This is a genomic window from Synechocystis salina LEGE 00031 (genome assembly GCF_015207985.1).
In the GTDB taxonomy this organism is placed as follows: Bacteria; Cyanobacteriota; Cyanobacteriia; order Cyanobacteriales; family Microcystaceae; genus Synechocystis; species Synechocystis salina.
This window is the reverse complement of record NZ_JADEVV010000069.1, coordinates 1-17,810: the sequence shown is the minus strand read 5'-3', so window position 1 is coordinate 17,810 and position 17,810 is coordinate 1. Positions and strand designations below refer to the sequence as shown.

The following is a 17,810-nucleotide window of genomic DNA, read 5'->3' as shown; positions in this document are numbered from 1 at the left end:
GTATAAGAGACAGGGGTGGGGACGGAGATTTATGAACTTTTGGCTAAAATCTTCAATCGGAAAAAACTTAAGAAATGTAAAAACTACAACATTTTTCTTAATATTAGCATTGCTTTTCCTAGTGGTAAGCTCAGACGATCAATCCCTCGCCAGCTATGACCCCATTGCCTTGGTTGGGCACGATTAATCAGCCAGATTGCATCGATATAGTTTTTCCCACTCCATAAATCTGATGATTGTGGGGAAATTTGACTATTATCTATCGCAATCATTGGGGTTTTAACGAGGTTTTAATCAAGGGGAAGATAACCCTAGATTGGGAAAAAAGTGTGATCATAGGGGACAGTGTTTCTCCCCCTTGTCCCTATGTCGGCTCCCCCTTCCTTCACTGCTTTGACCCAGGCCGTCAACAATCCCGAAATTGGTTTTGATGCCCAAAATCCCCCTCCCCAGGCCGTGTTGGATAGCTGTGTCCACTGCGGTTTTTGTTTAAACACCTGCCCCAGTTACCGGGTCATTGGCAAGGAAACCGATTCTCCCCGGGGGCGCATTTATTTGATGAATGGTATTAACCAGGGGCAAGCCAGTTTAGACGCCACCACCATCCAGCATTTTGATAGTTGTTTAGGTTGTTTGGCCTGTGTCAGTGCCTGTCCTTCTGGAGTGCAGTATGACCAGTTGATCTCCGCCACCAGGCCCCAAGTGGAGCGTAACTATGACCGTCCCTTTGGCGATCGCCTTTTGCGGGGGATGATTTTTAATTTATTTCCCTATCCCTGGCGGTTGCGGCTGTTATTGCCTCTGCTCTGGGTTTATCAAAATTGTGGGTTGCAAAAGTTAGTGCAAGCAACGGGATTATTGACCAGATTCTTTCCCCGTTTAGCAGCTATGGAAAGTATTTTGCCCCGGGTGACCACCGCCTCATTTCGGGATAATTATCCAACGGAAATCCCTGCCCAAGGAGAAAAGCGTTATCGGGTGGGGGTAATTCTCGGCTGTGTGCAACGGTTATTTTTTTCTCCCGTCAATGAAGCCACCGTGCGAGTTTTAACTGCCAATGGCTGTGAAGTGGTGATTCCCCAATCCCAGGGTTGTTGCGCCGCTCTCCCGGCCCACCAAGGTCAAACGGTCCAAGCTCAGGCGATCGCCAGACAGATGATCGACAGCTTTGCCGACACAGAGGTGGATTACATTATTATTAATGCCGCCGGTTGCGGTCACACGCTAAAGGAATACCACCATATCCTGGCCGACGACCCAGAATACTTACCCAAAGCCCAAGCCTTTGTTAGTAAAGTACGAGACATTAATGAGTTCCTGATGGAGATAGGGTTAAACAAAACCCTCCACTCCGTCACCGAGGAATTAACCCCTGTGGTTTATCAAGATGCCTGCCATCTGATCCATGGTCAAAAAATCAGTCTCCAACCCCGACAGTTAATTGCCCAAATTCCCCATTTGCAATTGCGGGAACCCCTGGATGCAGCCCTCTGTTGTGGCAGTGCTGGGGTCTATAACATGCTCCAACCGGCGATCGCCGAAGAATTGGGACAGCAAAAAGTCAGCAATCTCTGTCAAACCGGCGCCAAATTAATCATTTCCGCCAACCCTGGTTGCTCCCTGCAAATCGAAAAACACCTACAGAAACAAGGCCAGAGCCTCGGGGTCATCCATCCTATCCAATTGCTGGACTTATCCCTGCGGGGAGAAAAGTTAACCAACCTCTAATGCTGAGGCTCAGAGCCGGTTGACCCAGGTCTAATCCTGGTTGTTCATCCTCTAGCAATGGCCGGGGCAGAGACGCTTCCAAAAAAGTAGGGGAATCGAAATTCCTGAGCGAACCCACTCTTGGGGGTGTGAATGGGTATCTTTACCACCACAGCGGCATAGGGTCAACAGTGGAAACACTGGGACGAAATCTAGTCACAGTAAGTGATCCCCAGTTTGTTGTCCCTCAAACGTTCGCTTGTGCTGTGAAATTTGCACTAGCAAAACTGTCCATCTCCAACCCCATTCAAAGCCATTAACTAACAGGGCATGGAAACCAAAAAGTCGTTTTTATCGACATTCTCCTAAAAGTTTCCCCCCAAAGCACCAATTCTGTCCCATTGCCGTTAAAGTGAAGACAATTCACCAACCACACGTTTGTAGTCCTAACTAACTTTTATATGTCTGCCTTACCTAAACCGGCTTTTCCCTCTCGCCGTACCGCCGTAGCTGCTTCCCAACCTACGCCCCTCATTACCTCTCCCCGGGAATCTTTGCCCACTTCTCTGCAGGTCTTGTTGCGGTTTCAACAGGCTACTTCTTGCCTTACCTTGGGTGTAGTGGCGACGGTTTTAGGAGTTTATGGTTGGACGGTGTACACCCCTACCCTCTGGAGTAAGGAATATCAACAACTTAAAGCGCTCCAACAAACGGAACGCCAACTGATCACCAACACTGAAGCCATCAAACATCAACTGGCCCAGGAAGCGGATCAGCCAAGCTCTGGTTTGGTCAAAGCTAACCCCAACCAGAATATTTTTCTGCCTGCCCAAGCTAGTGCTCCCCCTGCTTCTCCCGACAATGCCACCGTTGCCTCAGCCACCAATTTCAACATTGCCACCAGGCCCGTTGCCTACTAAATAATTCGAGCCATGGACTCCTCCCACCCCAAACTAAATTCCTCAACTGCCGATTCATCCCCCTTCACCAAGCATATTTCCCGACAGGAAAGGCAAAAGCAAAAGGCCCAACAACAGGGGGTGCCGGTGGTGCGTTTGCTATTGGTCTGGGGATTTTTATTACTAGCCATAGGGGGACTAGGCTATCGTCTTTATCGGCTCCAGGTGGTGGAAGCCAACCAACTACAACGCATGGCCAAGGCTCAACAGAGTACTAGTATGCAGCCCTATGTGCCCCGCCGTTCCATTGTGGACAGCCAGGGGAATGTTTTAGCCACCGATCGCCTTACTTACACCCTATTTGTCCATCCCCGTTACTTTGAAGCGACGAAGGAAATTACCGATCCCACCGACTACATTGCGCGGGAACTGTCGGCAATTTTGGGGGATATTACCCCAGCGCAACTAAAGGAGAAATTCAAGGCCAAGGAATCGGGCATCAAACTGGCCACCGGCCTCAACGAGTCCCAGGCTGTGCGCATTGGTTCCTTGAGAATGGGGGGGGTGGATCTGGAAAAGCAATATAGTCGCTACTATCCCCAGGATGAAATGGCGGCAGATATCGTTGGCTATGTGGACGGCGAGCACCAGGGACAGGCGGGACTGGAACTGAGTCAGAGGGAAATCCTAGAACGGGATGTGGAAACCTACGCCATTCGCCGCACTGGTAAGGGCGTTGTGTTGCCAGATTCCTTGCCGGATAACCTCTTGCAGTCCAACGATTGGCAAATGCAGTTGACCATTGATATGCGTTTGCAGCGGGCCGCCCGGGAATTACTGAAAGCCCAGGTCGCCCAACAAAAGGCTAAGCGGGGCACTGTTTTAGTCATGGATGCCCAGGACGGGGCCATTGTGGCCATGGTTAATGAGCCCACCTTCAACCCCAACGAATATTACAAAGCCAAGGTGGAGTATTTCAAAAACTGGTCCGTGAGCGATTTGTACGAACCAGGCTCAACCTTTAAGCCGGTGATTGTGGCCCTGGCCATGAATGAAGGGGTGCTGAAACCAGAGGACCGCATCAATGATAGTGGTTCGGTGCGGGTAGGCCCCTGGACCATTTCCAATGCTAGTAAAAGTGGCGCGGGCATGATTAATGTCACCCAAGCCATCCGCTATTCCAGTAACGTCGCCATGGTGGCGATCGCCCGTCGTCTTAAACCGCAACGCTACTATGAATTACTGCAGGGGGTAGGACTGGACAGTAAGACTGGCATTGACCTACCGGGAGAAGCGGCCAGTTACCTCAAGCCCAGAAAAAGCTTTATGGACGACCCCATTGAGCAGGCCACCACTTCCTTTGGCCAGGGTCTCTCCCTCACTCCCATCAAACTACTCCAACTCAACGCCATGTTGGCCAATGGGGGCAAATTAGTTACTCCCCACGTAGTCAAGGGCCTGGTGGATGCCCGTAACCATCTGCACTGGCAACCAGATCACCCCGTCGAGCAGGTAGTGAAGCCAGAAGTAGCCCATTCTGTGGTGCAAATGATGGAATCAGTAGTTAGTGGCGATGGAGGCACCGGTAAGGCGGCCCAGATCCCAGGCTATCGGGTAGGAGGGAAAACCGGCACGGCCCAAAAGGCAGGCCCCAGGGGAGGTTATTTAGCCAACGCCAAAATCACTAGCTTTGTGTCGATTTTGCCAGTGGATAATCCCCGCTATGTGGTGGTTGCCATTATCGATGAACCTAAGGGAGCCAATGCCTATGGGGGCACTGTGGCCGCCCCGGTGGTTAAAAATGTCATGGAAGCTCTCATTGCCATTAAGGGCATTCCCCCTTCACAACCGCAATAATTTGGTCCCCGACGGAGTTTCCCCAGGAGAACCGGGGATTAATGGGGCCATCATTAGCGGACAAAGCTGCTGATCAACCAGAGGATGACAAAGGTGATGGTGGCGGCAATTTGTTCCAAGTTGGGGCCGATCGCCACATTTGCCCCCAACAGTAACTGACCCAAGACCGTGCCCAAAATAATTCCCACCAACAGGGCTCCCAAACTGAGCAGTAGGGCTTTACCGAATTTGCGCTGCTTGCGGTTGAGGAAGAAAATATTGCCAAACACCCCCACCACCAACAGCAAGGACTGGATTGACCCCCCCGCCCCTTGGGTCAACCAACTGATCAAAATCAGGCTAGCGAAAAAGCCAGCGGGCCAGAGAATATCGTTTTGGGAAGGAGTATCCAGGGAATTGGCTAGCCAGCTGGGAGCGGTGGGAGCTGGAAGGGAGGGGAAGCCATTGCCGGTGCTTTCTGCCTGGCGTTCAGGGAAGCGAATTTTTTCCGGTACTTTAATTTTTCCTTCCTGGCGCAGACGCAGTCGTTCCATAATAATGGCGTCGTAGGCGGCCTCCACCTCTTCCAACAACTGGGTGTTCCCCTCATGTTCCCGAAACAGGCGAGTTTTGACGGCTTGGATATCTTCAAAAGTTGCTTCCTCTGATATGCCCAACGTCTGATAGGGAGTTTGTTCACCCATTGTCCTAAACCTCCTCTGGTTGAATTTCCTTGAATGCTTGATTGGGAGTGCTGACATCCAGTATGCCCAAAGATCTTACCATTGACATCCTCGCCTCCCTAGGGAGAAAAGCCGTTGCCCGTCCCCGATCAATGATGACCATGGCCGGTTTAACTCCACTCTGTGATCCATTGTCGCAAAATTGGATTAATTACCTCTGGAGCTTCATCCTGGGGGCAGTGGCCCAATCCGGGCAAACTGATGAATTGTTCCACACACTCATAGTTTTGCAACCCTCTCCCCAAGGCGATCGGTTCCCAGGGATCGGCCTCCCCCCAAATCAGCACCGTTGGGCAATGGATGCGGGGTAACAAATCCTCCGGCAAAGGCCCCTGGGAATAGCCGGTGAAAGCTAAAAATACTTCCGCCGCCCCTTCATCCTGGGCTGGCCGCAGAAGCATAGCCACCAACTCATCCGTGACAGCATTTTTATCTCCGTAGGCTTGGCAGAGAGCCTGACGAACGGTTTTAGCCCGGGCCACCTGTCGGAAGAACAGTTTGCCAATCTGAGGATAGCCCAGCACCGTTTGCAATACCCCCGCCCCTACCCGGCGATACCAGGGCAAAGCTGACCGTTTGCGGTCATGGAGTAACCGCAGAGAACAGTTGAGGGCAATCAAACCAGTGACCAGTTCTGGATAGTCCGTGGCAGTTTGCATGGCCACCACACAGCCGATGGAATTACCAATTAGCACCGCCGGGCCACCAATTACTTCCCGGCAAAAGTCCGCCACCAGAGCCGCCCAGGTTGTGAAAGTGTAACCCAATGTCTGACTAGGGATAGGTTTGGCCGAAGCACCAAAACCCAACAAATCGATGGCGTAGCAACGACAATATTCCCCCAGGACAGGGATATTTTTGCGCCAATGGCCCCAGGAGGCCCCAAAACCGTGAATTAGTAACACCGCTGGTCCCCGATCGCCCCTTCGCTGATAGGCGATCGCCTGGTCGCGCCATTGCCAAAACAGGGGAGGAGTGTGGGGAGACAGGGCTGGGGGAGAAGATTCTAGGGATACCATAGCGGGGCCGAATCAAGGTTGAAGCATTGATTTCTATGGTGACTGAATTTGCTGATAAAAGCATTGTTAACAGCCAGCAATTGTCCCTATTCAGAGGGAAGTAGCCAGAATTTGTTGGAGTTTATCCGCCACCACCGGCAACTGTTCCAGCATGGCAAAATGGCCGCAGTCTTCTATTTCCAACACATTTGTCCCTAACTGGGCAAATAAACCATGGAAGCTGGCTAGATACTTAACATATTGCAATTCCATTACCCGGTCATTTTGTCCTGCCAGGAAATACATGGGCTGGGGTAACTCCGCTACCAATTTGGGCAGTAAATGCACCGCCGCTTCCGTTGTACTTTCCAACAAAGAGCCCCGGGCAGCCTGTTGGTCCGCTCGCAAAAAATCCAGCAACCGTTGTTTGCCCCACTTTCTAGCCAGGGGTTTTTGCACCATTAACCGACTGAAAGCTAAATCCAGCAACGGTAATTTCCCCAACCAAGGGGGACGAAAATCCAATAATCTTTCCCCGGCGGTGCGAAATTTTTCAAATTCTTCCTTGAGGTAAATTCCGCCGCCAGCATTAACACAAATTACCCCCTTAACTCGCTCCGGACACAGGTGAGCCGCCCAGATGGCCACACTTCCCCCTAGGGAATGGCCCACTAACCAAGCTTGTTCAATATTCAATTTTTCCAGTAGAGCAACCAAATCTCGGCCGTAGGCTTCTAGGTCATAGTTTGAATGGGGATGATCTAGACTCTGGGATTCCCCAAACCCCCTCAGATCATAGCCCACGCAGGAATATTGCCCAGATAACATTTCCATTAAGGGCAACCAATAATGGTGACTAAGGAGCCAACCATGGACAAAAATTAAGCTGGGGGTAGACCCCCGTTGACCAGAGCCAGATTGTTGATAGTGGTGAGGAAAACCCAAAAGATCCAGGGTGGGCATAGTTCTCGCAGTTGCTACGGGGAACCTACTTTCACCATTCTGACATTGGGGGGAGCGTCTGGCTAGGCAATGCTGACATCGGGGAATTTACTTAATTTCGGCTTTCATTCTTTCCAAGGTGAGATTCATCTGGTCGAACATTTGTTGAGGAGACATACCAAACTGTCCTAGTTGGGTTTTCATCTGCTCGACGGTCATCTTGGCCATAAAGTCATCGGAAAGCTCGAAGCGTTTCATAAAGATTTTATAGCGTTCCATCAGAGCTTCCATCTGCTCGATGAAAATCATTTTGCCATCCCGATCAAATTTGCCATAGTCACCACCCAATTTGGTCAGGGATTGATAGTCTTCAAACAATTGTTTGGCTTCTTGTTGAATAATATCTGAATCAAAAAAGCTCATGGTTATGACCTCTGGGGTAAATGGTGCAGTCGAGTGAAACGTAATTAAAACAATTGAATGAAAGGAGGAGCCATGATTATCCCGATTCAGCAACCAATAAAAATTCAATCAAATTTAACTCGATTAACAATGAAAATTTAGTAAAAATTTGTGAAAGTCTAAAATAATAAGAACAAAAAATGAATTAGAAATTGAAGTTTCTTGGGAATTTAAGTGAGTTCCTGAGGGAAGTTATGCTTAACCCCCGGGGGAACCAAAGGGGAGCAAAGACTCTCTGTATTTACGGGGGATCCCATATCATGGAGTTTTTCCCATTGTAAAAGCTTATTTTTGCTTAGTAAAATACGGTTTCCCGAATTTGCCGGCGATCGCCGGAGTTATGGTTGGCAGACTAGCCTTGAAACAACGCCATGGACTAGTGTCTACCCACCCCGATCGCCCCTAGCTAAGGCTAAAATTACCACTGATTCAGAACTTGTTCAGCATTGCAATTATGTCTTTTTTAAGTCCCCTGTTATCTCTGCCAAAACGTCGCTACTGGGCGATCGCCTTGGCGGTGACATCGGCGGTGCTGCCCTGGCCCATGGCGGGTCTCCATAAACTTTACCTGGGGCAACCGGTGTGGGCGGGGGTCTATTGGTTACTGTGGAATACTCCCATACCCAGAATTGCCTGCGCCATTGATGCAGTGTGGTATTTTGTCCAAGGGGAAGAGGATTTTAACCGTCAGTTCAACAGCCTTGAGGGAAGCTGGCACCAAAATGGAGATAGCCTGCAACCATCCCAACAGGTCATTACCATGGCCGAAGCTATGCGAGAGTTAGAACAGTTACGCCTAGAGGGACTGCTAACAGAATACGAATTTGAACAAAAACGGCGGCAATTATTAGGTTAAATATCGCAGCAAAAAACCTATCTCGTTGAGCCTAGGAAGTCAAAGTTAATCGAAAATCAAATATCTATTGACTGTTGTCTCATCACTACTGTAGCCTTGGTTAAAAAATTTGCTGGAAATACCATGGCCACTCAAAACCTAGACAGAGTCGCTGCCTCCTTGACATCGAAGGCTCTACCATTCTTCCTGGTATTGGCGGGAATGTTCTCGGGAAGCCTGACGGCCGAAGCCCAAGGTAAACCCACTATTTCCGTGCCGGAGTTTAAAAATGACACTAATATGAGTTGGTGGTGGTGGAGTGGCAATACTTCGCGGGAACTGGCCGATGCCCTCAGCAATGAACTTACCTCTACCGGTAACTTTCAAGTAGTAGAAAGACAAAATCTCGGTAGTGTTCTGTCGGAACAGGAATTGGCAGAATTAGGATTAACTAGACCGGAAACCTCTGCCCAAAGAGGACAGTTGACAGGGGCTCAGTATATTGTTTTGGGTAGAGTTACCGCCTATGAGGAAGGGGTAAGCTCGGAATCTGGAGGCAATAATTTTGGGCTTAACCTAGGACTTTTCAGCATTGGCAACAGTGAGCGTCAGGCTAAACAGGAGGCCTATGTTGCCATAGATCTGCGGGTGGTTGATAGCAGCACAGGGGAAGTGGTTTATGCCAGAACAGTGGAGGGCCGTGCCGCTGATACCGCCGCTAGCTCTGCTAATAACGTCAGTATTTTAGGCATTGTTAATACGGGACAGGATAACCAAAGCACCGCCAGAGCTCCTGTGGGCAAGGCCTTAAGGGCTGGATTAGTCGAGATTACCGATTACCTCAGTTGTGTAATGGTGGAACAGGATGGTTGCATCCAAGAATATCAAGATAAGGAGAGGCAACGTCGACAAAAAACTAAAGATACTTTGATTTTGGAGTAGTGGTATAGTTACCCGAAATGAAATACAAAACTAGGATAGGGGTATTTTCCAAAAAACTTCTATTAGGAACGTGTTGGCTGGCTATGTGACTTCATTATTATTTGAATTAGCTATGCCTTAGCTATGGGGACAACCATCAAAGAAACGGTAGGAAAGTCCGAAAAAATTTCCTTACCCTCAACAAAAAGACCAGATGGCGAATTCGGGGACTAAGTTGGGGCGGATTGGGGTTTTCTGCCAAAGCTTCCATTAATTCTGTGTATTCCGTTGCCGTTAACGGTTCCCCATCCAGAGGCGATCGCCCTTCGAGGATGATTTCTGTGCGCAAAATTTCTTCGGGAATGTCATCCGGGGGAGGTAGGGCCGGAGACTGGGCCAAACTGGGGGCTAGGGGCAAAATAGTGAGACTGGCAGTCCACAACACCAGCCATGGGCCCCAATGCCTTGGTTGCCGTTGATGCCCTGGCTGTTCACACCGACCCGGAGCTACCATAATCTAGATTGACCCCCTACTTGAAGCGGACTTTACTGTGGAGGAAATTGGTGAGCAAGCCAGGACAATTGGCCACAAACCAGCGAAATAACAATATCCTGGCAATGGGCTTTGGCACCCCGACAATGGATTTGAGCAAGCGATTTAGGGGGCGGAAGGGAAATTTTTTATTGATTATGTTGATGGCGCCAATGTCGTAGAGGGAATCAAGAATTAATTTAATGGTAGCTTCCTCTCGAATAAACATATCCTGTAACAGGAGCTCCGTGTCGTGGAGTTTTTCCTGCTTGAACTTTTCCTCTGCGGCCAATCTAGGGGACAGGGGGGGAGTGGGACGAACAGTGATGGCTTTGCTTTTCGGGGAAGACACGATGGCAAAAAATAACGATGAACCGGGCGGATTACCTAGATTTTAGTCCCCAAAGTCCATTCAACCCCATCGACCCTGATAAAAATTGACCAGGGAGGTGAATTCGTTTGCCCTTGCTAGTTCTTAGGTTCTATGCAGCCATGGCGGGCTTTTCCCCATTGACCAAGGCCGCTTCTGGATTGCTATAAATGGGAAAAACTCGATTTAGTTGGGTCAACTCAAAAATGATTTTCAGTTCCGGGGAAACCCCACTTAACAGCAATGTTCTCTTTTGACTTTGGAGTTCTTTGTAAGCGTTAACCAGCACCACCAAAATAGCGCTATCGAGGAAATCTACCTGGCTAAAGTCGATCACCACCGCCGGACTGGAGGTAGTGGCTAACCAACTGGCTAAATCAGCTTGAAAAGCTTGGGTGACTGCGGCACTCAATGTGCCCTGGGGATAGAAAACATCCCTCGCCACAACCTGGGGGTTAAACGGCATAATCCTGACTCCTCACACAAAAGAAAAAACGGCAACGGCAAAACCGGCCCCAACTCTAGTAATTTAGGCGATCGCCGTCAATTATGTCGATGTGCTGACCATTTTGTGTTTTAGGGGCGACAATTTCCGTATTGTCCGTTACGGCTTGTTTAGTTTAATACCGAGAAACTATTTACCCCCTGGAGAACCCCGTCCATGGCCGTGGGCAAAGCCAGCCTAGTTCTAGTAAGATTGGCGTTAACAATTTCTGTGGTTTGAGGAGTTTTTATGGTTAATAAAGGGTTATGGTCTGCAGCGGTGATGGTAATGGGATCTGCTCTGGTGGGCAGTGTTTTTACCCCAGCCCCGGCGATCGCCGGAAAAAGTTGCAACTATCTCAACACTAATTTATTCATGGCCCAGGGCTATGAAAATCCCAATGGGATCTGGGTGAGTGAAGGTTGGTGGGTGGTAGAACCGGGGGAGTGTGTGGTCTACTCCGATAATGCTTTTACCTACTTCAAAGTTAGCGATGGGGTGGCACCGAACCGCAAAGCCATGGCTGAGATGGCAGGCAGTGAGTCCATCAAACTATGTCAAGTTAATGACCGCTTCACCGTATTCCAATCGGACAGTAGTTCTGCCTGCGGCAATGCTGGGGGTAATAGTCAAACATTTATTAACCCGGGCGCCAATTTAGAACTGATTAAGTCCACTGGTCGCTAGGTCAGTTTTTCCTGGAGAGTCTTTTCTAGTCTGTGTTTGAGTTCTTCGATGGTCAGCCCCAATTCAGCAAAACAGTTAGCGGGATCAGGGGTTGGCTGGAAAAAGAGCAGTTTGAATTGGGTGGGGCCAATGACAAAAATGGCCACCTCCTTGACCGGATCATAGCCGTGCAAAATCCCCACCATTTCCTGGATGCGCCCGTTCACCTGGTCATTTAGTTGGGCGATCGCCTGGGGGGCACAGCTAATGAAATGGGCTTGGGGATGGAGGTCTAACCCCAAATACTGTTCTTTGGCCGGCCATTGCTGGTAAAAGGCCCAGGCCAGGGCCGCTAGGGTGGTCTGTTCTTCCTTGGTGAACTGGTCTAGTCGGTAACGCCAGGGATGTTGGCCATCGTCGGGAAGCACGGGGTCAGGGGAAAACATGCGACTGCAGTCGTAGATAAACTTACTTCAAATACTGTACGATACCGGCGGCGATCGCCTCAGCCATTTGCTGTTGAAAGCGGGGATTGCTGAGGTTCCGGCTGTCTTGACTCCCCGTGACAAAACCCACCTCCACTAGGGTGGAAGGCATGGAAGTACGGCGCAAAACATAAAATCTGGCTTGCTTTACCCGGCGATCGCGGACATTAAGCCGTTGTAGAATACTGCGATGGATGCTCTGGGCTAGGGAACGCCCCGTTTGGAAATAATAGGTTTCCACTCCATTGACTTCCGGTCGCCCTAAGCCGATGGAGTTGGCATGGATGCTCACAAAGATATCTGCCCGGGCCGCCGCCGCCCTTTGCACCCGACCCTGGAGAGAAATAAACACATCACTGTTGCGGGTCATCACCACCCCAATGCCCTGTTTCTCCAGCTCCCTGGCTACGCCCCTAGTGATGGCCAGAACCACATCTTTTTCCCGCATGCCCCGCTGTCCGATCGCCCCTGGATCCCTACCGCCGTGCCCTGCGTCCAACACCACCGTAAAGCGTCGTAGGGGTCTGGGGGCTGGGGCTGGTACATTAACCGCCACTGTTTCCTGGGGCAAACTATATTCCGAAGGTTGGAGGATGGTGGGCAGGCGGGCATACCATCGATTGGGCGCTAACCCCCGCACCTGCACCTCCCAGGGCTTGACCGTGAAAGGTTCCGTCAATTCCAAAACAATGCGAGTCGAATTATTATTCCATCGACCAACCCTTGCCTCTTTAACATACTGGGTCAAAGGCTTATAAATGGTGGGGCCCCGGTGTTCAATGCCCGGTAAATCCACCACCACCCTAGTGGGATTGCGCAGCACATTTACCTGTGGCCTGACATCCTCATCGGTAATGATGTCTAGACGACTATCCCGCAGGTCAAATTTCCAATATTCCAAAGAGCCAGCCCAGACCAGTGGTGCCAGGGCCGGTAAACTCAGCAAGCTGGCACAAATTAGGCCCAGACTTTTTTGCAGGGAACAGGAAAAATAGTTCATGAATATGTTATTTTTCTGATTGGTGCTGGTCCACTAGAAAACCAGTGGTAAAGAACCTCAAGCAATACTTTTTTGGATGGCCCAACGGGCTAACTCGGTGCGATTGTGTAGTCCTGTCTTGTTTAACATATTCGACACATGACTTTCGACGGTGCGCTGACTGACTTTTAAGTGGTCGGCAATTTCTCGATTAGCCAATCCCTGGGCCACCAGTTGAATTACCTTGGTTTCCGTGGGGGTAAGTTCCACGTCCCTAGCTACCTGCACCCGGGAGTTGTCCCCCAGGGGATGGTTATTGTGTTGCAATAGGCGATCGGCTTGACGGAGACAAGATTGTACTTGGGCAGCCAGTTCTTCCGGCTCAAAGGGTTTGGCCATATAAATATCCGCCCCCACATTGAGGCCCTTCACCCGATTGTGGCTTTGGCCCTTGGCGGAAAGAAACATCACCGGAATCCAACTAATACTGGGATTTTGGCGCACCTGCTCGATGAAAGCGTAGCCATCCATCTCCGGCATCATAATGTCGCAAATAATCATATCGGGCACCATATTTACCAACGCAGCCAGGGCTTCACGACCGTTACCAGCGGTGGTGACTTGGTAACCTTGATATTCCAAATAATCCTTGACCAAAAGGAGTAGGTTGGGATCGTCGTCCACCAACAATAGATGATAATTTTCCTTGGATTGGCTCATGGCGATTAATTCTTGCAGGTTAACCAGGGTGACCTTGGCGATCGGGGGCAAAACTAGGGCTTATCTAAGAATTTTTCCGATTAGCATCATCCCTAAATAATCCTAACCGACGAACTGTACCGTCTAAATAGTTTTGCTAGATATGGGTTTTCTCCTCTCTCCCATAGGCGATCGCCGAGATTGGTCAGGTGAAAGCATAAAAGCAAAGTAAAAATTAAAAATTGAGCACAATCCCTAGAACCCGCTTTGATTGCCCAAGTTTGGAAAATCTAGATCTGGCTGAGGGAGCCTCAATCGCACCAAAGTTGATAAAAAACCCCCAGCAATGAAGTGGGGGCCAAATATCTGGAAGTTTTGGTGTGAGTGTTGGTTTTACCCCAACAAAGTTTCTAGAACTTGAAGGTGGTGCGGAGTACCCCAACCCAGATAGCACTGTTATTGCTGTTGGCTTCCGGGTTAAGGATTACGTAAGCACCAGGGGTAATCTGGATGTTTTTGTTCACAGGGAACTGGTACTGAGCCTCGATGATGTAGGGAGAGTTGCGGTCATTGCTGATCCGATCGCCGTTGAGGCTAGCCACATAGGGAGCGTAGGGCATCAAACCACCACTCAGGGAGAACACCGCCCCTTCCTTGAACACATCGATGATAGATAGGGCCGCATTCCAAGTCCACAGGTCAGCCCCTAAACCATTACGATTTTGGGGATTACCGCCAGTGTTGAAGCCCTGGGCCGTGGCATTGGCATAACCAAACCAACCGGAGAGATTAAACTTCTCGGTGATCTGCCAGGACGTTTGGATGTTGTAGGTATCCATGGTCGTGGCCGCTTGGTAGAAGGGGTTGCTGGCAATACGGCTACCAGTGCTACCGGTTAAGTTAACGTCACCTTGGGTGAAGTACTTATGCAGATAAGAAATACCAAAGCTAAAGTCCTGGGTAGGCTTGATGTCAAACTGAACCCCGGTGCTGTAGCTACCATTCAAGAAACCGTTACCACTGCGGAAGGTATTGCCACCGCTGGTGAAAACATCATCACTGGGATTGCTGGCCTGTCCTTGGTCCGCCAAATAAGCTGCACTAACGGTGAAAATGTCATTGAACTTATAGCGCATCGCCCCACCGGTACCGGCAGGCCCCCGGTTAACAAAGGGGTTGTACCGACTGAAACGGCTCAAAGCACCGCTGTCGCCACTTTCCAAGTAAGGGTTATAGGTTTTGAAGACATCATCCAAATCCAAGCCCCGGGCCCCAACCCAAGTGGTCAAGTTACCCACCGGGAAACGGTAGAACAACTTATTAATGTCAACGTTGTTATCAGGGCTAGAACCATCAAAGGCAAGACGAGCCATGTTGGTGCCGGTGGGACCAGCTAGGTTGGGCACGGTGCCTGCCTGCAAACGGGTCCGCAATAAGTCTTTGCCAGTGAAGCTGGTGTCGAAGTTCAAACGCACCCGACTGGAAAGGGTGGCATTTTCATCCACGGGAGCAGGGGCGGCGGCACCAAAGTTATTGATGTTGTCCTGTTGTCGCCAATCCACTGCTTTGTTCTCTCCCCATTGGTTAACCAGGGCAAAAACCGCTACCCCGTTTAACTTGGTGGTGGTAGAGAACTGATGGTCTTCCAGAAAAGAAGTGCGGACTTCTAGATTATCAATGCGAGCTCCCAGGGCGGCCAATTCCGCTTCAAACTCTTGCATCAAGCGTTTGAGCTTATCAATATCTTCCCGTAGAACCGCTACGTTCTCCTGGATTAAACGTTCCATTACGTTCATACAGGCGTTCAAACCAGCGGCAAATTCCCAACGGGACAGGGCCCGATCGCCCCGGAAAGTCCGGTCAGGGTAACCAACAATACACCCGTAGCGCTCAACTAAACTTTTTAGTGCTTCATAGGCCCAGGCAGTGGGTTGCACATCCCGCAACTCAGACACACTGGTCACCTGGGACATATTAGTCACATCTGGGGTAGCCGCATTGAAGGTGCCGGCATTCTGACGACGACGCATCAGTTCCAGACTGTCGCCCCGGTGGTTAATTTGGGGGAAATCTGCGGGGGTAGCTAACTGAGCTACGGGTTCCGCCATGGCGCCAGGGGCCACTGCCAAAGAACTACCCAGGGCCAATGGAAATAACTTTAGTAAATTACTGGTCAACTTATTCATAACAGGGGGATCCTCACACCGATGACATTAATCAAGCCAGGCACAACTGATAAATTGGATAGCAGTTGAAACTTGGTTTATTGACCTGATCCTTGATCAGCGAAGACCAAGAAATTCCTCGATAGGGATTCTAGCATCTATTTTGAACAATTCCAAGGGCACTGACCAAAAGCTATGCAAAAAACGTATAACCACCATAGAGTAAGCCTTTGGCTGATCAATTTATCTGGTTTGAGCCTTTGCCTTCCCCAGACTTCCACCCCAAGTTTGGCAACTCCATATATGCTGTCATCTTATTCATAAAATATTTTTATAAGTGCTCTACCCCATTAAACTTTGCTTAATGGATCCTTAACCTCTACTTAACTTTTAGTTATTAATCGAAAAATATTTGTTAGCAAACTATATTTTATTTTCAGGAAAAGTTACCTAATTGATTAACATTTATAGACCAGGAGTTTTATTGACCGACTGGCCGTCGGTGAACAGATCAATCCTATCGCCTGAGATAACAATAATCATTTTCATTGACAAGCAGATAAATAAGTGAGTTTGGACTGAAAAGGCGCTAAAACACCGTCGTATTGGTGCGGGCACTCCGTACAGTAGAAGACAAAACCCCCACTAAAGTTGCCACAGCAGAATCTGGTAAAAGCGCCACGGTGGCATCATCAAACCAATTTTCTAGCTGATTTAAAATCACCTGGGCCCTTTCCATGGCAATGGGATTATCAACAATTTGTTTGATTAACACAGTCCACTGCCGGCGAATTAAATAGGCTTTAATTTGTTCTGCGGGGGACGGGGGCGTTAACCAATCGAGGTTACCCACCGGATAACAAAGAGTCACATCCTGGTCTAAATCTCCCCCCACAAATGCCCCTGGCCCAGCAAATTCGGCATGGTAGGGCTTCACTAAAATCACCCCATTGCGGCGGCGGGGGTTGATCACTAGGGATTGTTTATTTTGGAGATGCTCCAATAGGGCTTCGGCGGAGGTCATTAGGGGCTTTGGTGGGCTGGGGTGGGACAAAGAATTTCCGTAGTCAGGATCTTTTCCCATAGTAACCGTCGGGGTTTCTGCCATAGCCAGGCTCGCCAACTCCATTCCGCTTCCTGATAAATAAATCCCAGGGTTTGGTAGAGGTTTTGGGCCCCCAGATTATTTTCCATCACATGGAGACTAAGGCGACGGCACTGCCACTGATCAGCAATAGCTTCGCATTTTTGGATTAATTGTTTGGCGATCCCCAGGCGACGATGTTGGGGGCTCACGGCCAGGTTAGAAATGTAGGCAGTGGTCTTGGGGCGGGTGAACCAGTGTTTGAGGGAAACTTCAGCGGTGCCAAGAATTTCTCCATTGTCTGAATTAACAGCAATGAGGCAATGGTAAGCGTTGTCGCCATGGCGCATACGCAGCCGTAGGTCTTCTGTGATGCCTAGGCGCAAAAAAGGATAGCTCCACATCAGCCAGTTTTGGGGAGGGTGGAAACTTTTGAGCAAAAGGTTGGCCAAGGGCGGAATATCTTCCACGGTGGCCACACGAATTGCAATGGAGAGGAGAGGAGGAGGGGCGGACTTAACCATTCAGGCGGGGCAAGGGAATAATACCGTTCCGGGAATTATACAAAAATTTTTTACTCTGGGGAGACCGTCCCCTATGGCCCAGTATGCCGGCGGTAAAATGTTGGAACAGAGGTCACAATTTCACCCCAAAACTTTGCTGGATATTTTTAATTAATCCAAATGGTTTTAGCATTGACAAATTCTAGAATGCCCATGCGTCCCAGTTCTCGCCCAAAGCCGGATCGTTTAATACCCCCAAAGGGAATGCGGGGATCGGATTTGGTCATGCCGTTGATAAATACGGCCCCGGCTTCTATGCCTCGGATTAGTTTTTGTTGACTGGCGGAATTCTTAGTCCAGGCACTGGACCCCAAACCAAAGGGAATGTCATTGGCTAAGGCGATCGCCTCTTCTAAATTATTGACGGTAAATCCCAGGGCGACAGGACCAAAAAATTCCTGACGATAGGTGGGGGCAGTGGGGGGCACATCGGTGAGCAG

The 17,810-nt window shown here is 49.6% G+C and carries 21 protein-coding genes; 7 read left to right on the top strand and 14 right to left on the bottom strand.

Going from position 1 to position 17,810, the window contains the following annotated elements:
- From IQ217_RS19075 to IQ217_RS17275, 4 genes are all read left to right on the top strand, one after another.
- Positions 1-187, top strand: a 187-nt coding sequence (locus IQ217_RS19075; protein WP_228025782.1) for a hypothetical protein, incomplete at its 5' end; no start/stop codon positions are given.
- A 158-nt stretch (positions 188-345) separates the two neighbouring features.
- Complete coding sequence (locus tag IQ217_RS17285; RefSeq protein WP_338116571.1) at positions 346-1,728, top strand: (Fe-S)-binding protein; 1,383 nt, start codon at positions 346-348, stop codon at positions 1,726-1,728.
- Positions 1,729-2,168: 440 nt separating this feature from the next.
- Positions 2,169-2,627 carry a hypothetical protein gene (locus tag IQ217_RS17280; RefSeq protein WP_190598118.1) on the top strand — a complete coding sequence of 153 codons (459 nt, stop codon included), beginning with the start codon at positions 2,169-2,171 and terminating at the stop codon, positions 2,625-2,627.
- 12 nt (positions 2,628-2,639) lie between these two features.
- Positions 2,640-4,463: a peptidoglycan D,D-transpeptidase FtsI family protein gene (locus IQ217_RS17275; RefSeq protein ID WP_194020947.1), complete on the top strand. Its 1,824-nt coding sequence runs from the start codon at positions 2,640-2,642 to the stop codon at positions 4,461-4,463.
- A 53-nt stretch (positions 4,464-4,516) separates the two neighbouring features.
- On the opposite strand, the gene IQ217_RS17270 is transcribed toward IQ217_RS17275, so the two are convergent.
- The 4 genes from IQ217_RS17270 to IQ217_RS17255 all read right to left on the bottom strand — a co-directional run bounded on the left by IQ217_RS17270 (position 4,517) and on the right by IQ217_RS17255 (position 7,548).
- Complete coding sequence (locus tag IQ217_RS17270) at positions 4,517-5,146, bottom strand: CPP1-like family protein (RefSeq protein ID WP_228024251.1); 630 nt, start codon at positions 5,144-5,146, stop codon at positions 4,517-4,519.
- Positions 5,147-5,295: 149 nt separating this feature from the next.
- Positions 5,296-6,204: an alpha/beta fold hydrolase gene (locus IQ217_RS17265; RefSeq protein WP_194020945.1), complete on the bottom strand. Its 909-nt coding sequence runs from the start codon at positions 6,202-6,204 to the stop codon at positions 5,296-5,298.
- A gap of 90 nt (positions 6,205-6,294) precedes the next feature.
- Complete coding sequence (locus IQ217_RS17260; RefSeq protein ID WP_194020943.1) at positions 6,295-7,146, bottom strand: alpha/beta fold hydrolase; 852 nt, start codon at positions 7,144-7,146, stop codon at positions 6,295-6,297.
- 87 nt (positions 7,147-7,233) lie between these two features.
- Positions 7,234-7,548: a DUF1825 family protein gene (locus tag IQ217_RS17255; RefSeq protein ID WP_190598113.1), complete on the bottom strand. Its 315-nt coding sequence runs from the start codon at positions 7,546-7,548 to the stop codon at positions 7,234-7,236.
- A 493-nt stretch (positions 7,549-8,041) separates the two neighbouring features.
- Here IQ217_RS17255 and IQ217_RS17250 point away from each other — a divergent pair, with 493 nt between their 5' ends.
- Positions 8,042-8,443: a hypothetical protein gene (locus IQ217_RS17250; RefSeq protein ID WP_199309662.1), complete on the top strand. Its 402-nt coding sequence runs from the start codon at positions 8,042-8,044 to the stop codon at positions 8,441-8,443.
- 123 nt (positions 8,444-8,566) lie between these two features.
- The gene (locus IQ217_RS17245; protein ID WP_190598112.1) at positions 8,567-9,364 is read left to right on the top strand and encodes a CsgG/HfaB family protein; all 798 of its coding nucleotides are present in this window, start codon (positions 8,567-8,569) and stop codon (positions 9,362-9,364) included.
- A 136-nt stretch (positions 9,365-9,500) separates the two neighbouring features.
- On the opposite strand, the gene IQ217_RS17240 is transcribed toward IQ217_RS17245, so the two are convergent.
- The 3 genes from IQ217_RS17240 to IQ217_RS17230 form a co-directional block, all read right to left on the bottom strand.
- Positions 9,501-9,857: a hypothetical protein gene (locus tag IQ217_RS17240; protein WP_228016932.1), complete on the bottom strand. Its 357-nt coding sequence runs from the start codon at positions 9,855-9,857 to the stop codon at positions 9,501-9,503.
- A gap of 16 nt (positions 9,858-9,873) precedes the next feature.
- Entirely contained in the window at positions 9,874-10,227 is a 354-nt protein-coding gene (locus tag IQ217_RS17235) for a hypothetical protein (protein WP_190598111.1), read from the bottom strand.
- A 130-nt stretch (positions 10,228-10,357) separates the two neighbouring features.
- On the bottom strand, positions 10,358-10,711 hold the full coding sequence (locus IQ217_RS17230; protein ID WP_199309660.1) for an STAS domain-containing protein: 354 nt from the start codon (positions 10,709-10,711) through the stop codon (positions 10,358-10,360).
- Between the two features lie 267 nt (positions 10,712-10,978).
- On the opposite strand from IQ217_RS17230, the gene IQ217_RS17225 reads away from it, so the two are divergent.
- The gene (locus IQ217_RS17225) at positions 10,979-11,416 is read left to right on the top strand and encodes a DUF1036 domain-containing protein (RefSeq protein WP_194020941.1); all 438 of its coding nucleotides are present in this window, start codon (positions 10,979-10,981) and stop codon (positions 11,414-11,416) included.
- Here the strand turns inward: IQ217_RS17225 and ccmS are convergent.
- The 7 genes from ccmS to IQ217_RS17190 form a co-directional block, all read right to left on the bottom strand.
- The gene (gene ccmS, locus IQ217_RS17220) at positions 11,413-11,841 is read right to left on the bottom strand and encodes a beta-carboxysome assembly chaperone CcmS (protein WP_194020939.1); all 429 of its coding nucleotides are present in this window, start codon (positions 11,839-11,841) and stop codon (positions 11,413-11,415) included. The two genes, IQ217_RS17225 and ccmS, sit on opposite strands and share 4 nt — an antisense overlap.
- Before the next feature lie 22 nt (positions 11,842-11,863).
- Positions 11,864-12,880 carry an N-acetylmuramoyl-L-alanine amidase gene (locus tag IQ217_RS17215; protein ID WP_190598108.1) on the bottom strand — a complete coding sequence of 339 codons (1,017 nt, stop codon included), beginning with the start codon at positions 12,878-12,880 and terminating at the stop codon, positions 11,864-11,866.
- 57 nt (positions 12,881-12,937) lie between these two features.
- Entirely contained in the window at positions 12,938-13,579 is a 642-nt protein-coding gene (locus tag IQ217_RS17210; RefSeq protein WP_194020951.1) for a response regulator transcription factor, read from the bottom strand.
- 389 nt (positions 13,580-13,968) lie between these two features.
- Positions 13,969-15,744: an iron uptake porin gene (locus IQ217_RS17205; RefSeq protein WP_190598107.1), complete on the bottom strand. Its 1,776-nt coding sequence runs from the start codon at positions 15,742-15,744 to the stop codon at positions 13,969-13,971.
- 568 nt (positions 15,745-16,312) lie between these two features.
- Positions 16,313-16,747: a hypothetical protein gene (locus tag IQ217_RS17200; protein ID WP_228016934.1), complete on the bottom strand. Its 435-nt coding sequence runs from the start codon at positions 16,745-16,747 to the stop codon at positions 16,313-16,315.
- Positions 16,747-17,331: a GNAT family N-acetyltransferase gene (locus tag IQ217_RS17195; protein WP_194020935.1), complete on the bottom strand. Its 585-nt coding sequence runs from the start codon at positions 17,329-17,331 to the stop codon at positions 16,747-16,749. Before IQ217_RS17195 ends, IQ217_RS17200 begins: the two co-directional genes overlap by 1 nt.
- A gap of 146 nt (positions 17,332-17,477) precedes the next feature.
- Positions 17,478-17,810, bottom strand: a 333-nt coding sequence (locus tag IQ217_RS17190) for an aldehyde dehydrogenase family protein (protein ID WP_194020933.1), incomplete at its 5' end; no start/stop codon positions are given.

What these genes read in the sequence shown, in the direction of transcription:
- IQ217_RS17280 (WP_190598118.1), top strand. Translation starts at nt 2,169, where the DNA reads ATGTCTGCCTTACCTAAACCGGCTTTTCCCTCTCGCCGTACCGCCGTA.
- IQ217_RS17275 (WP_194020947.1), top strand. Translation starts at nt 2,640, where the DNA reads ATGGACTCCTCCCACCCCAAACTAAATTCCTCAACTGCCGATTCATCC.
- IQ217_RS17270 (WP_228024251.1), bottom strand. Translation starts at nt 5,146, where the DNA reads ATGGGTGAACAAACTCCCTATCAGACGTTGGGCATATCAGAGGAAGCA.
- IQ217_RS17265 (WP_194020945.1), bottom strand. Translation starts at nt 6,204, where the DNA reads ATGGTATCCCTAGAATCTTCTCCCCCAGCCCTGTCTCCCCACACTCCT.
- IQ217_RS17260 (WP_194020943.1), bottom strand. Translation starts at nt 7,146, where the DNA reads ATGCCCACCCTGGATCTTTTGGGTTTTCCTCACCACTATCAACAATCT.
- IQ217_RS17255 (WP_190598113.1), bottom strand. Translation starts at nt 7,548, where the DNA reads ATGAGCTTTTTTGATTCAGATATTATTCAACAAGAAGCCAAACAATTG.
- IQ217_RS17250 (WP_199309662.1), top strand. Translation starts at nt 8,042, where the DNA reads ATGTCTTTTTTAAGTCCCCTGTTATCTCTGCCAAAACGTCGCTACTGG.
- IQ217_RS17245 (WP_190598112.1), top strand. Translation starts at nt 8,567, where the DNA reads ATGGCCACTCAAAACCTAGACAGAGTCGCTGCCTCCTTGACATCGAAG.
- IQ217_RS17240 (WP_228016932.1), bottom strand. Translation starts at nt 9,857, where the DNA reads ATGGTAGCTCCGGGTCGGTGTGAACAGCCAGGGCATCAACGGCAACCA.
- IQ217_RS17230 (WP_199309660.1), bottom strand. Translation starts at nt 10,711, where the DNA reads ATGCCGTTTAACCCCCAGGTTGTGGCGAGGGATGTTTTCTATCCCCAG.
- IQ217_RS17225 (WP_194020941.1), top strand. Translation starts at nt 10,979, where the DNA reads ATGGTTAATAAAGGGTTATGGTCTGCAGCGGTGATGGTAATGGGATCT.
- ccmS (WP_194020939.1), bottom strand. Translation starts at nt 11,841, where the DNA reads ATGTTTTCCCCTGACCCCGTGCTTCCCGACGATGGCCAACATCCCTGG.
- IQ217_RS17215 (WP_190598108.1), bottom strand. Translation starts at nt 12,880, where the DNA reads ATGAACTATTTTTCCTGTTCCCTGCAAAAAAGTCTGGGCCTAATTTGT.
- IQ217_RS17210 (WP_194020951.1), bottom strand. Translation starts at nt 13,579, where the DNA reads ATGAGCCAATCCAAGGAAAATTATCATCTATTGTTGGTGGACGACGAT.
- IQ217_RS17205 (WP_190598107.1), bottom strand. Translation starts at nt 15,744, where the DNA reads ATGAATAAGTTGACCAGTAATTTACTAAAGTTATTTCCATTGGCCCTG.
- IQ217_RS17200 (WP_228016934.1), bottom strand. Translation starts at nt 16,747, where the DNA reads ATGACCTCCGCCGAAGCCCTATTGGAGCATCTCCAAAATAAACAATCC.
- IQ217_RS17195 (WP_194020935.1), bottom strand. Translation starts at nt 17,331, where the DNA reads ATGGTTAAGTCCGCCCCTCCTCCTCTCCTCTCCATTGCAATTCGTGTG.